Below are 14852 nucleotides of genomic sequence, written 5' to 3'. Positions count from 1 at the left end.
GGGTCAGACCGACTCGCCCAATAGCGCCCAGCCGCTAGGAGTTTTTTACGTCGGCCTCAACAGATCCCGTTTGCACTTTCATGAAGCCGGCGGTTAGGGCGTTCGCGTACTCGTTAATCTCGACGCACTCGGCGACGTTCTCGGGCGTAAACGGAATCCATTCAACGCCTTCTTCCGGCGACGGCATCTCCCAACCCACGAGATTTTTCAGCGTCTGCTCGACCATATAGTCGTCTTCGAAGAACTTGAGACTTTCTTCGTTGGCGTCGCCTTTACTGATCGCGGTAGCGCGACCCATCGAAACACCTTGGTGCTTCAGCAGCGCTTTGGATTCGCTGCGCTTGAGCTTTTTGAAAGTGGCCTTGAACGGCACCACAGTGCCGTCTTGAAACTTCGCCAGACACTCTTCGGTGTACTGATTCTTAGCGCCTTTAAATGCGGTCATATCCATTAACCTCAGTCGTTTTCGGGTCGTCAGAAAAAGGTGCTGCCCCGGGGGAACGACCCAACCCCGGGACAGCGGTTGCAACCTTTAAGAGTCCTTTGGGACTCAGTTAGCGCACGATAATCTGGATCTCGTCGTTACCCGCTACCGGGATGAACCGGGCGTTGGTGTTGTAGACCAGAATGCCGTCGCTGTTTTCGAAGCTGATGCCGGCCAGTTGAACCCGGGGCATCTGTACCTCAATGATGTTCCCGGCCGTCGAGCCGTGAACGATGCTGCCTGCAACAGTCGTTACGCCGTTGTGCGACTCCAGAACATCGAACCAATCCTTCGTCGCCAGCGTTGGCGCCTCGAAGTTGCAGTTGCCGTTCGGCGAGCGGTCGACGATGCTCGTGCTATAGCAGTTCGGGAGGTCGCGAGAGACCACTTCGTTAGCAACGTCAGCGACGAGCTGCTCAAGGCACGGGGTCGTGCTGTCCAGCGTGAACACCGTGTTGGCCCGGTTGACCGGCAGCGTGGTAATGGCTTCCCAGGCAGAGATGTCGGCGGCCAGTGCAGACGTAACAGGCTCCACGTAGGCGCCGGTGAACTCGAACTGCAGGTAGGGCAGGCCGCCGCGAGTGAACTCGAGCCGAACCGTTCCGCGACAATCGAGTGCCGCGTGCACCTGGTTGCCGCTCAGCACGTATTTGAGGGTCAGCATCTCTTGACCCGTCGAAACGAGATCGTAGGTCGCATCGGTGCTGGCGTTCAGCGTCTCGGCGAAACCGCAACCGCGCAGAAGCGGACCGAAGAAAGCAGCGTCACCGGCGGAACCCGTACCCTTCAAGTAAACCTTAAAGCGCATCGTGGTTGTCGGGGAGGTGTTGAACTGCAGGTAGTTGCCGAACTGCTCCCGCTCGACCGTCTCTTCGACGGTGTCACCTTCGTACGGGTCGATCTCCAGATCAAACACCTGAACGGCGTCGGTCGCGATCGGTACAGAGTCGGTCAGCGCCGTCGGCTGAAGCTTGGCAAAAAGGGTCTTACTTCGAAAGAACAGCATCGTCTTCTACCTCCACGTAGTCATCGTCCGCCGGGGCGGTTTCAGGTTGGGTTTCTTGTTTTTCTTCTACGGGTACGCCGCCCCAATCGACGAGCACGCGCTCGCCGTCCCGGACTTCGTACCGCCCGCCGGATCGAACCATGAGGGTCTCCTGCTAAGGGGTGTGATGCAGGACCTGGAAGCGGTCCTGCCAGTGAACGTATTTGCCTTTCATGTCGAGAACGCCGCCGCTAACTCCGCCGGCGCGCGGCGGAAAGGCAAAGGCGATATCGCCGAACATTTCTCCAAACGAATAGGGGAATACGATTTTTCGAACTTCGGCCGTTACCGCGTTGAGGTCCGCGACGTCGCAGACGTAGTCAACGTGGAACAGTGAGTAGAAACCTTGGTGGCAACGCATCTCGCCTTCAGGCTGATCGTTTGCGTCAAACATGCTGGCGTAGATCTGAACCGTGGGCGCATCCGCTTCGTAGTCAGAAAGCGCATCGGCTGTATTAGCCAGCAATACCCGTTTGATCAGATCCGTTTTGTTTTGGTCGACGTGAGCCACGAGCGGAATAACATCTAGTGCACCGACTGGGTCCGACATTGCTTATCTCCTTCCGCTTTGACGCTGACCCAGCCTGAGCTGACGAAAGAACTCGGTTGGGTAGACCTCTTCCATGAGTTGGTTCACTTGATCCAGCACTTGCGCGGATCGAACCATTTGAGCGATCGCCGGACCTGTGAGTGAGCGAAGCTTCTCGTCGCCGGCGTAGCGTGGTGCGCTACGCACAACACCGGTCCGCTCTAAGATGAGCTCGTTGTTGTTTCGCCCGGTGGCATGAAAGCCGCCGTATGTGCCGTCTACCGGGGACTTCCGTCCGCTTCGGAGCACCTTCACGGTCGCCTGGACCCGCTTGCCTCGACGCGTTCGGACTGTGCGCCGCCCGGTAGAAAAGGCTTTGAGATTCAGCCGGCGCCCTTGATAGAGCAGAAGCGCGGATACGACGAAGTTGTTAGAGCGCCGCTGACCTACTCGGAAGGCCTTCGAGACGCGATTCTGAGTGACCGTGTATCGCCGAGATACGGCACGCCGAACGACCGTCTTCACCCGCGCCTCTGTTCGTCGCTGAGCACGGTTCATCGCTCGCCGAAGGACTCGAGGGTCCGTGCCGTTTATCAGCGCCTGCTGCCCGGTCAGAGTGAGCGCGATGCTAGTCATTTTGAATCAGATACGCGCCGTAAAAGCCGGTTTGGTCTAGGCGCTGACCCAGGACGTACCCATCCCCGTCGATAATGATTCGGTCGCCCTGACTAGGTTTGGGCACCTCCGATTTTTGGAGGTAAACCACGTCTGCAGAATCCGCGACGACGTTGTTGTCGGAGTCGATAACTTGGTGACCAAATCGAACGACCGCCCGGACGGTTCTTTCCTGCCCGTTTTGGAAACGGTACGGGTAGTCCTCGCCGTGGTGACGGAACGTCGCCCGAAACAGTCGAATGTGTTTTGCCTGAGCCATATAGGACTTGGGCCCCCTAAAAAAGGGGGCCCGTTTGCCGCCTTAGGACATGGTCCCGCGGATCACCAGATCCGGGCGTCGGCAGATGTACAGAGGGTAGCTGTAGATCTCAACATCCACGTACCGGTTTCGTTTCTCGTCACGAGTCAGGAACGGATAAGTGGGACGACCGAGAGAGCCGACATCATCGAATCCCTCACCTGGCGCCCAGCAAACCTCGAAGGCACCAGACTGGCCCGCCGGGAAGAACACGATGTCATCGCCAGTGAGAGCCACAGTATTGTTGTCATCAGTACCAAAGTACTCCTGGAACTGAACGCCCGCGAAGTTGAACGAGCTGCCAACCGTGTTCTCGCGAAGCTGAGCCGCCGCCTCATAATTCAGGAAGGTCTCCCGAATCTCGGCGTTCTGCATCAGCTTATCCCAAGCACCCTCAGCACAAAGCGCAACCACACCAGCGGAGATGTTGGCGCCTTTGGCCGTTCGCCGCATGTAGCGAGTAACGTTGTTCTCGATACTGGACCGGAACTGGCCGCCGGTAAGCGCCGAGTTGGGGTTAAAGGTCGGTGAGGCCACACCGAACTCGGTGGCGTAGTCATACAGCACGGTACTGCCGTCGGCATCCAGAAGCTGAGTGCGCAGGGCGCCGAGGCGCATGTGCTCCCAAGTCATCTCAATGTCGGACATCAGACCGTTCGGACCGGACCACCGCTTATTGATTTCGGCCGCAGCCTCAACCTGCTGTTGCTCTTCGCCGAAGGCGCGCAAGAACTGCAGCTCAGACGCGTTAATCCGATCCATCACTGCGATGCGAGGGATCTCGAGGGAGCGAACGGTGCGCTTCTCTTTGTCTTTCGTGGTCGGCTCGGCGCCACGCTGAGACGTTGGGATCAGCTGAATCTCTCCAGCGCGCTCTTCAATGTGAACCGTGATGTCTCGCACCGGGGTGGAAACGAAGATCCCCAGACTCCCAATTTGACCGGGTACCGTTTGGACTCGATCGATGGGCGTAATCATGCTCGCGGTGGTGAACCCATCCGCAGCGAAAATATCAAGCAAACTCATGAGCTACCTCCGATTAAATGACTTTGATGCCAGCCGCCAGAAGCTCAGCGGTAGCGGTTACGATCTGCGGTGCGGATGCGGCGCCCCAATCCAGCAGCTTTCCGTTCACCATGGCGTCACGTGCCACGACGACGCAGACTGCATCCCCGGTTGAGGAGTCGGCGGCCTCGAACAAAATTCCTGCGGCAACTTCGGCGCCGCCCGAACCGCCCGGGTTCAGAGCCACGTACTTGCCGTCGGCAGTTCGCTTACCCAAGACTGCGCCGGGAAGCAGCGCGCCTTCGCCGTTAAAAAGAATGGCGGCATCCTGGGAATAGATGGCATCCCACTCGCCCAGGAGAAACTCGCCAGCGTGTCGCGTTTCAGTAATGCTCGGCATTGTTGTTACCTCTTGTTGTTGCCGTTAGGGTTTAACCAAGTCAGCCGGCGTTAGCCCCAGATCTTGGAGTCGGAGGATTCGGCGGTTTGCGCCTTGTCCCACATAGCGGTCGACCGTTCCTCGGCGATTTCTTCCTCGGTACGCGGAGCGGGCGGGGTGTTAGAAATGTCCGGATCGAGGTCTTCTTCTCGAGACGACATAGCCATTCGGAAGCCTTCGACCGGGCTTCGCAGATACGCAGCGACGACGCTGTCTGCATCAAGACCAAGGCTTCCAAAGTGTTCTCGGAGTTCGGTCAGCTCAGCGAGCTTTGCAGTGAGCGATTCCAGCTGCCATTCCTGGGTTACCAGTTGGACTGCGGTCTGCTCTGCGAAGCCGGCTTGCACAACCGCATTGAGCACGGAGCCGGCGTCCATTGCCGCGGGCGCTGCCGGAGCGGCTGGCTGTTGAGGCTCAGTAGTCGGTTCGGTTGCAGCGATCGGCTGATTCGGGTCTGCCTCCGCAGACACTGAAGGGGCACCAGTGCCCAGGGTTACAGATTGTTCTTTCGGCATTGCGTTCTCCAATACGGTGTCAAAGTCGGCCAATTCGTCGGCCAAGCCCAGATTGATGGCCTCTTGGCCGCGATAAACCAGCGCTTCGGTAGCCGCCACGGCGTCGGGCGTCAGACCTCGGTAGCGAGCCACGGCCGCTACGAACTCATTGCCCAACTGATCCACCTCGGACTGTGCGCGAGCCCGAGCTTGCTCACTCAAGGGAAAATTTCGATTCCCATCGACCTTGTGAGCACCGAAGTAGACTGTGGTCACCTCCCTTCCCATTTGTTCGTTCATTCCAGCGATGGACTCATGCATCCAGGCCGTTCCGATACTTCCAACTTGCCCTGTGGGCCCCAGATAAACTCGATCGGCCGAGGCTGCGATCAGATAGCCGGCAGAAGCTGCTAGTGGGTCGACGGCAGCAACGATGGGCTTCTTGCCCCGCGATTCGAAAATGAACTCGGCCAACTCGAACGCGCCACTGGCGTGGCCGCCTGGAGTGTCCATCCGCAGCACAATCTGATTGACCCGGGGATCTTCCAGCGCGGTCTCGATTGACCCGCGGATCGCGTCGTACGACAGCGGACTGCAGAAGCCCACCTCGCGCGCAAGCAGTGGTCCGGAGATGTTCAGCACGGCAACGCCCGATTCACTAACGATCGGCGATGAACTGACCATAGAGGGGCCAGCGGCCAGCATCTCTTGATTGGCGAATACGTGCGTCAAGTACGCGTTCAGATGGGTCTCTTCGATAGCCAGAACTTGGCCATAGAGATTGGCGTGGACCTCAGCCGCTAGACTGCTGTGCGGACCCAGTCGCCGGATCGTTTTCATCATCTTCTGGAACATCGTCGTCCTCGTTAGAAGGGGAAGCCCCAGCACCTGGCTGGGGCTCCAAAGGCGGAGCCGGCACGCCGGCTTCGGCGAAAGACTCTTCCCGGTCTTTTCGGTACTCCGCATTCTTTTCTGCGTTTGCCGCGGCGTTGCCGCCGCGCTTCTGCGCTTCGTCCGGGATGCTGGACAGGTCGTGATTCGCCGCAAGAATGGCCGCTTTAATATCGGTCTCGGGATTCACGTACGGCCAGGCCTGCGGCTGCCAGATCGTGGCGAGATAATCGGACCGGTTTTGGTCATAGCCAGGGAGCGTCAGCGCACCAGTGAATACGGCCCAATCCATCCACCAACGACGGACAACGCGACAAACCTGGTGCACCAAATAGTGCTCCCGGTTCATCTCAATCAGCCGGTGAAACTCGTTAAGAATCGCGCGGACCAAGCGGTCGTTGACCTTGCTCCAGTCGCCAGAAAGCAATTCATAAGGAAGGCCGTAGCCCGCAGCCACAGTGAGCAGCTGCCAGCGCATGTAGTCGGCGTACCCTTTGCCGTTGTCGTCGGCATTGAAGAGATCAAGAGACTCGCCCGGAAGCCCGGTAAGGATCGCGCCGGGGTAAAAATCAACTGGCGGAGGCTCTACGCTCTTGCCTTGATTCGTTTCGGAGTTGATCTCCGAACCCGTAATCGGGTTGTATGCCCAGCCGTCTACCTTCTCGCGCGCCAGGAAGCCGGTAAACGGTGCGCGCGCTTTCTTCCTCTCCAGCTCCGTATCCGAGTACTCGTGAAAATTCTTGGCCGCCAGCAAGCTAGTCGCTGAGTCAACCTCACCGCGGATCTGACCTGGCCGATTCGGGATAAAGTGATGGATGATTTGGCTCGCCGGAATCCGGATCGTGTCGACAGTCCGCAAGAAAACGGTGCTTCGATCGCCAGGATGCTCCGGGTACATGTGGTACGCCACGCGTTGCCCGCGGCGATTGAACTCGATGCCTGATCGAATTCGGTTGCCGTTCGAGAGATCTTCGTCTTTGCTATGCGGACAGAAATCCCCTTCGAGAACCTGAATCTGAAGCGGTACCGCCAGGTCCGGTGTACCGACTCGCCGCGGTCGACGCCGAACAAAGCACTCTCCGGACTGTCGGCGCGCCCCCACGATCATGGCCTCCAGGCCATAGAAGTTCGTGGCGTGGTCCGCGTCGATTTGTTCGTGAGAAATCTTCCACAGGTCGTCGATCGCTTCCCGATGACCGACGTCTAGTGCCAATGAAGCGGGGCTTACGCCGGTTCCAACTTCGTTGGCGACAAGAGAGGTCAGCGCTTTGCGGACCCACGGGTTGTTCCGATGCTCCTGCCGGCTGCGGTTCCGGAGGTTGGTCAGGCTGCCTTGGATCGTCGACTGCGGTCCGCGGCTCGTCCCAATCCAATTAACGATTCTCGGTCCGACACCGGCGGCTTTGTATGCCGGCTCAACCTTGCCGATTCGGCAATTCTGTTCAGACATAGCCTTGGTTCACCCGAACCGTGTACGCTCGATGGGGTACTTCTTCGTTCAGCCTGGTGATCTGATCGGTGAAGTACTGCACCGCCGCCTTGATCTCCTCTACCGATCGGTACTCGGTGAGAGTTCCGTCGGTGAACTTCACAACTTTCTCTCCAGAGCCCAGCGCGTCCTCCAGGTCTTCAATCTTGGACTGCAAGGCCTTGATCTTTTGTTCGGCTGTAGTGGCCATCACCTACTCCTGTATCTGAAGCGCGTAGGGCGCGCGGGCGTAGCTGCCACTGCGGCCTGTGTGGATCGCTGCATTTCTCGCCGGGCTTGCGGAGCCATAACCTCCGGATTCAAGTCCCAGCTGCGAAGCCAAATCGGTGGATTGCTCCAGTCCACCCGGTCGCCGCCCATATCGATCCACATGCCGCGGATGTAGACGAACAAGTCAAAAGATTCGTTGGGTTTGGCGCCGATTCGCTCCCAGCCCTTCGGCATTCGCTGCTCGGCGCACAGCTCCTGAAAGAACCAGTCCTTTAACCACTGCGGGTAGTACACGTAGCCGGGGCCTGGGTCGTGCCGAGTGATGTCGCCCCAAACCGCGTCTTTCAGCGCGTTGGTGTTCAACAGCAGTACCGGGATTTCGCCGTTGGCGTTCGATTTGTCGTCTGGGTACGAGACCTTGGTTCGATACGGCGGGTTCGGGCCCATACCCTTGACCAGGACGACCCGCTGGTGCAGCCCCCGCTCACGGAGCTCGCGGTACCACGCATAGGCGTTGTTCGTAACGCCGTCCTCGCCGCCCGTGTCAACACCGGCTCGGAGAACTCGCATCTCACGACCATTAGGCAGCTTGTAGGTGGTGTTGATCACCTGCTGCTCGATCAGACGCCAGTCCTCGACATACTGGGCCGGACGCAACTTGTCATACTCGCCATTTGTGAGTTTTCGAGCAGAAAGCCGGATGCTTTTCCGATCGATGACGGCCTGCTTTCGATGCTCACCGACTGCCAAGAACAGAACTTCGAATCGCGACTTGGCGCCGCCCTGAACATCAACGGACGCCAATACGCACCGCGTCCACTCAGGGAGCTGGTAGCGTTCCAACGGGACCTTTCGGTCCTGCATGGCGGTCGCATGGTCTTCGTCCGATCGACGCCCCATCTCGATGTACGGGGCGCCCATGTCGGTGTTGTAGCAGACGCGAAGGGGCTCTTCGTCGCCTGTCTCGTTATAGCTCTCAAGGCCGCGCAAATAGCGCAGCGCGATGCCGGCCCAGGTTTGAAAACCTGCGAACCAACCGGGCATCCAAAAGCTTGCTCGGTTGGTCTGTCGAACCTCGCCTTCGATCGTGCCGTCCGAGTGGATGGTCTGGCCTTCGCCGACCCACTCCCCCGACCGACGAAACTCGCGTTCTTGCGTCTGATCGATTTCGCTGCCGCAATTGGTGCAGACGAGAGACGCCGCCAGTGCGCGCTCTTCGTTTGTTCCTTCCGCCGGAATGCTGAGCGCTTCGGGCCCGGCTTCCGGCATGAAGTACTCTTTGCAGTGCGGGCACTTGCCGTAGACCCGATGCCGATCGCCATCGCGATACAGACCCAGGATGCCGGTCGTAGGCGGCGCGTCGTGAAGGCTGCGCGGCTTCCACTTCGGGTCGTAGACTGCTTTACCGGGCGAGCTCTCCGCGAGCACCTTGGCTCGGGAAAGGGCCGCCTCCGTTCGCTTGGCGCCGAGCTCGAACTGGCTACCTTCGCCGCCGACGCTTTCCACGCCGCGGTCGTAGTCTGTAAACGCAACCCGGGTTAAGTCACGACCGGCCAGCTGAGACTTTGACGGCCAGCCGATCGACAGCATCACGCCATTGCGAAAGATCTTGTCGTAGACGTTGTCGTTGTGGGCGCCCGGGCGAATCTGGCTTCTAAGCTCGGGGACCGCACCCATGAGCTCGACATCGATCCGCTTCTTCGAGAACCAGCGGGCGAACTTCTCGTCCGGGCAAAACACCTTCATATCTGCCGGATCGTTGAGAATTCCGTGCAAGATCCAGTTGTCGATCAACATCTGGGTCTTACCGGTCCGCGCCGGTGCGACAACGACCACTTCGCGGTGGATGTTGTCCCGCAGGCACTCAGCCGGCTTTGCCATCAAGTGCGTCACTTCGGGATTGAAGTTCGGCAGCTTTTCAGCGGCGAAGTCCGCGATTGAGATATCGCGAACCGGTTTAAATACCTCGGCGCAATCCTCTATCACTGTCCTTAGCGATAGATAGTTGTCCATTTAGTCTTCCGTGTTAGGTAGCGCTGGCTCCGCCGGGTCCTTTGCGAACCTCCGCGATGATATGAAACGGCTGAAGCTCGCCGTCCTTACTCACCCGAATCCAAACTTGAACTTGCTCTCCGTGACGGTCTGCCAGCTTTGCAGTCTCCGATCCCGGGACGTTTACGGCGACCACGCCGTTCAGCCAGTCCGCGCCGGTGTCTGTCGACTCCGAAGCGACAAAGTCTGTGTACTCGCAATCACCGTCTTCACTTACGACGGCGACAGTCACGACGTCCGTTCCGGGGTCCAGCGGGTAGGCGATTGCTTGGTTGCTGGCGTTGACCGACTGCAACGTGATGAGTCGCGAGAACTGATAGCCGCTGTAAATGTAAGGGAGCTCGATGGCCATCAGCTTTGAACCTCCGCAATCAGTGCCCCGCCGCCTATTACGGCGCGGAGAGACTCGTTAGAAGCCTGCGCAACCAAGCCTGCGTCCGCAGCCGTTGCAATCGAACCGGCGCGATCCAGTTGCGCCACGGTGGCGCCGCCGCCTGCCGTAGCAATTAGGGGCGCTGACACGACGACGGGCGAGCCGCCGCTGCCGGCAGTGCCCGAGAAAAGTAAAAGTCCCTGGATCATTACGTCGTCAACTGAACCGTGCCGGCGACTTCTTCCCCCGACACCTGCTTCGGCGGAATGATGTCGATAGTCGTGCCGGGGTCGTAGTAGTGCAGCAATCCGGCCGTCTTGTCGAAATACATGTCGGCCTGAATGATTCGGCTGACCAAAAGCAGCTGAGCTTGTTCATCCACGCTCAATCCACTTCCCGATGAGACCTCGCGGATCTCCACCGGTGAATAGACCGGGTCGATGTCAACGCTCGACGTGATCAACGATCGATCGAACACGTCGCGGTCAGAGATCGCGTCGTCGATGTTGACGATCTCATTCAACAGATCGAGCGAGTGGTTTGCGTCGAACGGAACGATCCGAACGCCCGAGCGCAGAATAGTCAAGCCCGCGGTGAAGTTGCCGCCGCCCTTCGATTCGTTGCCGGAGAACGACACCATCGGGTCAAAGGCGCGCTCTCCGTTCGCGTCTAGGCGGCGAAGCGCTCGATGCTCTCGCTGCATTGCAGCGGGGTCGAAACCCTGGCTTACCGTGTCAGCGTGCAGATAAATCCGCAGGTTGACGTAATCCTCGGAGGCAATCTGAGCCATCAGACATTGGTCTCAACACCCGGCACGCAGGAGACGGCGATCGTGGTCGTACGCGATATTGTGAAGACAGTCTTGGCTGCGGTGACCCCGCCGTCTCCTTCACATTGAAAGACCCCGTCTTTGTCCGTACCAGCAGGTCCGCCAATCGTGTCGCCATCGTAGTCGAAAGCGAAGTCAATACGATTCGATACCTGATCGGTCGCCACGTTCCCTTTGACCTCGGTAGCCGTCGAGTCTTGGATAGTCAATGCGTTAACGGTGTTGAAATCACTACCGCCCGGGCCGTCCAGATAGAAGGCGTGATACCAAGCGTTTGTATCGGCCACAGCGTTGGGGCCGACAGTCACCTGGATCGAGACTTGGAACGGTCGAGTCTTGGTGCCTCCCGCGTCATCAGTGAAGACAACCAGCTGTTCGTCTGCTGTCGGAACGTTCTCGATAAAGAGTCCTTGGCTCGAGAACGGCGAGTTGGTGACGATGCGGCCCTGCGCATCGTAGGCGTACCACGTTCCGACTCGTTTCCCGTTGGTAACTGAGATAGCTCCGGAATCAATATCGTCGTCTGTCTGAGCCAGCGCGTCGAGAAACGCAACAGCTTCGTATAGGCTCCCGTTGTTGTCGTTGTTCAGAACCCAGGTAAAGTTGCCGTCCGCTTCGTTGAAACCGGACTCAACCTGCGGGGCCGCCAGCTGCTCGAGCGTCATGCCAGTCCAAGGCGAGATCTGAGCGCCGCCATAGACATCGGCCAGCGCAAAGGCGCCGCTCGTGAGGTGGGGCGTCTCCCCGATAGCGAAACCGGTCGCGTAGCCGCCCATCTCCGTTACACCAGAGTCCGCTAGTTGCTTTTCGTCGTAGTTCTGACCGTAGGTCCGAACCTTTAGTGACAAGAACGTCCGAGTATCGAAGTTCCCCGCTCCCGCGTCGCCGTTCGCCGTGGTACCGAAAACCTGAATCGCTTCGTCGATCGGGCCGTCCTTGTTGAAATCTACCGGAGCGCCGCCGTTAGACAGCTGATAGTAAGGCTGTGACAGAGCCAAAATCGGGCTCAGGGAAAACGCACCGTAATAAATTCGGTCAATCGAACCGTCAGCGGCGAGTTCCCTCCAGCCGGAGCCGCGCAGTTTGGCGCGGTCGTCTCCCGTAAGCGAGGTGCCGGAGCCAGATGCATCGTCAAACTTGCGACCGTTGATTGCGTTATACGCACCCCCGAACTTAAACACGCCGTCAAAGAACGGGTCGTATTTTCGAAGCTCCTCGTCGACTCGCCGCTCCTGCCGTTCAAACGCATAACAGGCTTCCATCTTAATGCCGAGATCCTGCGTTAGCGGGTTGGCTTCGAGACCGCTCCCCAAATCTACCTGAGCCAACTCCTCCGCCGTGATGATCTCCACTCGGCCGTTGGCCACGTCGAAGAAGAAATTGCCGTCGGGAGATCCCGCCCGACTTTGAGTCGACTGAACAAGCAGCGTGCTGTAGTTACTCAGATCAATAAGTTGCGGGGTTGCCACTGCTATTCGCCTCCAATATGCCTTTCAAGGTGGGCGCTCAGCTCGCTATTCATTGCTTCAAGCGTTCGAATCTGGCCCTCCAGATGTGCGATACGTCGCTCGCTGAGCTCTTTTTCTTGTTTTTTCCCAAACTCGATGCCGATGTTGAACGCCTTCAGCTCAAACTCTCGGCCCATGCGAACGGCGGACATAATCTCTCGGTCGCTTAACTTGCCGGGCAGCTGCCAAAGATGTTCACCGGTTTCGCTTACTACAACCCAATCGTCGTCATTCGATCCCAGCGCCCATTGAGCCGTCGCGTAGGCCAGCTCGAGTCGAACATTCATACGTTGGTTTCCACAATTGGGTTAACGGTCAAAGTCTGATCTTGGGCGGCCAGCTGGAACGTCTCGAGCACTTCTTCGAAACCGTCAGCGATCATCTGAACGATGATCGTGTTGGCCGCTCCCGAATGGCTATATTGGAATGTCGTGCCCGCCAGCGTTTCGATGCCGGCAAGCTCGGTGCCCAAGTTGCTCCCGCCGACGTCGTCGTCATAGATTCGGATCTCGGCGCCGGCGATAAGGCCGGCGACGGTTAAGGTCGCTGGGTTCTCGACGACAATGGGGCCGCCGAAAGTTGCGATGCACATGTTTGCGTCGACGTTACTGGTGCCGTTGTTAACGAGCGTCAGCGTTTCCCCGGCGTTCCCGTCCCAATACACTTGCAGCGAAACCGCACTATCGAACGTGACATCGTTCAGCTCGATTCGAAGGTCCCCGCCGCCTGCGGGTCTGCTGATTCGTATGGCGCCGGGCACGTTGGAGTACGCGACTGGCGCTTCCGCATCAATCGCGACCTGCATGTTAGCTTCGGTATCAGAACCTAGATCGAGTTCGAATGGGCATGACAGCGCGAAACACTGTTGCCGCCGTTCATCGGCAGTAAGTGGCGCACCGCCCCCGCTGTTCGACATGGTAGCCCACCACGCGAACTTTGTTCCGTCGGAGCTGGCGTAGGTTATGTCGACGTCGCCCGTGTCGAGCGATCCGTCTCCACCCCCGTAGGTGTAGTCGCCCGAATGCGTAGAGAACGTTGTATCGGTGATCGGAAGATCGCCTGCGGTAACCTGGGCCGCTAACCCGTCGATGTTCAACTGAACACCTTGAATCCCGACACCGCATTCCATGATGCCGTGGATGTGGTACCACCGCAGCGGCGTCAGCGGGAAATCCGCAAACGCTTGAGCCTTAAACGCTGGAGACCCGTTAGAGTCTGCAACGTTGAAAAACAATGCGTTCCCCGGGCCCAAGGCGAAATAGTGGTTGTTTACGCCACCGCCTTCTTCCCAAAGAACTGTTGCTCGTTTGTACGGCGTCGCGGGCAACTGAATCCAGCCCATGATCTCGCGACGCTGATGCGTGTTGGTAACGTTGGTCCACGGCGTGTCCGCCATTTCAATCTTGGCGGTGACGCTATCCGGGCCCCAGCACTGAGTATTGCCGCCTGGGATTCCCGCTTCCGATTTGAAACTATTCGGCGCTGTGTCTACTTGACCGTTTGCCGCGTACCCGCCGGCTCGGGCCCCGGTATCGTCGAAATTCCCATCGAACGAATGAATGATGTCGAAGTCGAGGGCCTGCAGGATTTCGCCATACGGCAGCCTCCCGAAATTTACCTGATAGCCGGAAGTTCGATCGCCTTTGTCGTTCGTTACAAAAACGAACTTGGCGCCGTTGGTAAACCCGGTCGAGACCAGATCGTAAGTTATCTGATCGTCTGCCCAAGCGGTTACCGTCTGCTCGACTAGTGTCGCGGTGCCGTAGTCGGCGCTGTCGCCGATTTCAACTTTCCCGGTGCCTTGAACTGCTCCGAACCCAAAGCCGTCGATCAGCTCGTTGACATCGCCTGCGTCAAGCTGCTCGTCTCCCTGGTCATCGATGCCGATGACCGGCACTTCAAAAACCAGCGAGATGAAGTAGGCCGCGTAGGCCGTGCTGCCGGTTGAGTGCGCGGCATTGCCGCTAGCTTGGGCCGCGGTCGTTTGGTTCCACTCGGCAAAAGCGCCTCCAGCGGAACCTGACCCAGTTCCGGGCGGCCCGTTGGTGTTATCGGCCGCCTCAATGAAATTCGCCGGCCAGCTTGTTACAAAACTGTTGCCGTTGTTGCCCGATTCAGTGGCAAGAAACGCGACGACCATACAATCGTCTTGCGTCGGCGTCATCGCAGCAAAATTCGCCGGAGACGCTTGGTTTGACGCCTGATTGTTGATCGAGAAGTTGTCGATCGGACCGGCGTTGGCTACGTCTCGGTAGGTAACGATAAACGCAATGCCGCGCTCGTTACCGCTGTTCGTAGTTATCGTGTAGCTGGCAGGCTCGTTGTTAGCTACGCGCCAAGCGATACGAGACCGACTTGATCCGTGCGTCGCCTCTGATCCAATCTCATTCCAGCCCGCAGGAAGCGCAAAGCCGTTTCCGTCGCACTGCATGAGAAGCAGCATGACGTGACCGTTTACAGTCCCGGCAGGGACTGGCACTGACATACTGCTTACATTGTTGGTGTTGTTCGACGAAAAGCCAACGCGCGAA

Annotated in this window: 17 protein-coding genes; all 17 read right to left on the bottom strand. The window is 58.5% G+C overall.

From position 1 onward, the window contains the following. Positions 1–34: 34 nt before the first annotated feature. Complete coding sequence (locus tag AAF358_13755) at positions 35–451, bottom strand: hypothetical protein (protein ID MEM7706619.1); 417 nt, start codon at positions 449–451, stop codon at positions 35–37. Positions 452–554: 103 nt separating this feature from the next. Continuing rightward, positions 555–1490 carry a hypothetical protein gene (locus tag AAF358_13750; GenBank protein MEM7706618.1) on the bottom strand — a complete coding sequence of 312 codons (936 nt, stop codon included), beginning with the start codon at positions 1488–1490 and terminating at the stop codon, positions 555–557. Further along, the gene (locus tag AAF358_13745; GenBank protein ID MEM7706617.1) at positions 1471–1632 is read right to left on the bottom strand and encodes a hypothetical protein; all 162 of its coding nucleotides are present in this window, start codon (positions 1630–1632) and stop codon (positions 1471–1473) included. Before AAF358_13745 ends, AAF358_13750 begins: the two co-directional genes overlap by 20 nt. Before the next feature lie 12 nt (positions 1633–1644). Beyond that, positions 1645–2079 carry a hypothetical protein gene (locus tag AAF358_13740; GenBank protein MEM7706616.1) on the bottom strand — a complete coding sequence of 145 codons (435 nt, stop codon included), beginning with the start codon at positions 2077–2079 and terminating at the stop codon, positions 1645–1647. 3 nt (positions 2080–2082) lie between these two features. Further along, positions 2083–2694 carry a hypothetical protein gene (locus tag AAF358_13735; GenBank protein ID MEM7706615.1) on the bottom strand — a complete coding sequence of 204 codons (612 nt, stop codon included), beginning with the start codon at positions 2692–2694 and terminating at the stop codon, positions 2083–2085. After that, complete coding sequence (locus AAF358_13730) at positions 2687–2992, bottom strand: hypothetical protein (GenBank protein ID MEM7706614.1); 306 nt, start codon at positions 2990–2992, stop codon at positions 2687–2689. The genes AAF358_13735 and AAF358_13730 overlap by 8 nt, the downstream gene beginning before the upstream one ends. A 42-nt stretch (positions 2993–3034) precedes the next feature. Continuing rightward, positions 3035–4057: a major capsid protein gene (locus AAF358_13725; protein MEM7706613.1), complete on the bottom strand. Its 1023-nt coding sequence runs from the start codon at positions 4055–4057 to the stop codon at positions 3035–3037. A 13-nt stretch (positions 4058–4070) separates the two neighbouring features. Further along, positions 4071–4436 (bottom strand): head decoration protein, encoded by a 366-nt coding sequence (locus AAF358_13720; GenBank protein MEM7706612.1) that lies wholly within the window; start codon positions 4434–4436, stop codon positions 4071–4073. 50 nt (positions 4437–4486) lie between these two features. After that, positions 4487–5812: a S49 family peptidase gene (locus AAF358_13715; protein MEM7706611.1), complete on the bottom strand. Its 1326-nt coding sequence runs from the start codon at positions 5810–5812 to the stop codon at positions 4487–4489. Next, complete coding sequence (locus tag AAF358_13710) at positions 5763–7310, bottom strand: phage portal protein (GenBank protein ID MEM7706610.1); 1548 nt, start codon at positions 7308–7310, stop codon at positions 5763–5765. Before AAF358_13710 ends, AAF358_13715 begins: the two co-directional genes overlap by 50 nt. Then, complete coding sequence (locus AAF358_13705; GenBank protein MEM7706609.1) at positions 7303–7539, bottom strand: hypothetical protein; 237 nt, start codon at positions 7537–7539, stop codon at positions 7303–7305. Before AAF358_13705 ends, AAF358_13710 begins: the two co-directional genes overlap by 8 nt. Further along, positions 7539–9572: a terminase gpA endonuclease subunit gene (locus AAF358_13700; GenBank protein MEM7706608.1), complete on the bottom strand. Its 2034-nt coding sequence runs from the start codon at positions 9570–9572 to the stop codon at positions 7539–7541. The genes AAF358_13705 and AAF358_13700 overlap by 1 nt, the downstream gene beginning before the upstream one ends. Positions 9573–9585: 13 nt before the next feature. After that, a complete protein-coding gene (locus AAF358_13695; GenBank protein MEM7706607.1) occupies positions 9586–9963 on the bottom strand; it encodes a hypothetical protein in 378 nt (125 codons plus the stop codon). A gap of 229 nt (positions 9964–10192) precedes the next feature. Beyond that, positions 10193–10774: a hypothetical protein gene (locus tag AAF358_13690; protein MEM7706606.1), complete on the bottom strand. Its 582-nt coding sequence runs from the start codon at positions 10772–10774 to the stop codon at positions 10193–10195. Then, entirely contained in the window at positions 10774–12282 is a 1509-nt protein-coding gene (locus AAF358_13685; GenBank protein ID MEM7706605.1) for a hypothetical protein, read from the bottom strand. Before AAF358_13685 ends, AAF358_13690 begins: the two co-directional genes overlap by 1 nt. 2 nt (positions 12283–12284) lie before the next feature. After that, positions 12285–12608 carry a hypothetical protein gene (locus AAF358_13680; protein ID MEM7706604.1) on the bottom strand — a complete coding sequence of 108 codons (324 nt, stop codon included), beginning with the start codon at positions 12606–12608 and terminating at the stop codon, positions 12285–12287. Continuing rightward, entirely contained in the window at positions 12605–14764 is a 2160-nt protein-coding gene (locus AAF358_13675; protein MEM7706603.1) for a hypothetical protein, read from the bottom strand. Before AAF358_13675 ends, AAF358_13680 begins: the two co-directional genes overlap by 4 nt. Positions 14765–14852: the final 88 nt, after the last annotated feature.

The sequence above is a fragment of the Pseudomonadota bacterium genome (assembly GCA_039033415.1).
Taxonomy (GTDB): Bacteria; Pseudomonadota; Gammaproteobacteria; order Xanthomonadales; family SZUA-38; genus JANQOZ01.
Note: the sequence above shows the minus strand (reverse complement) of the source record. Positions and strands in the feature narration are given on the sequence as shown.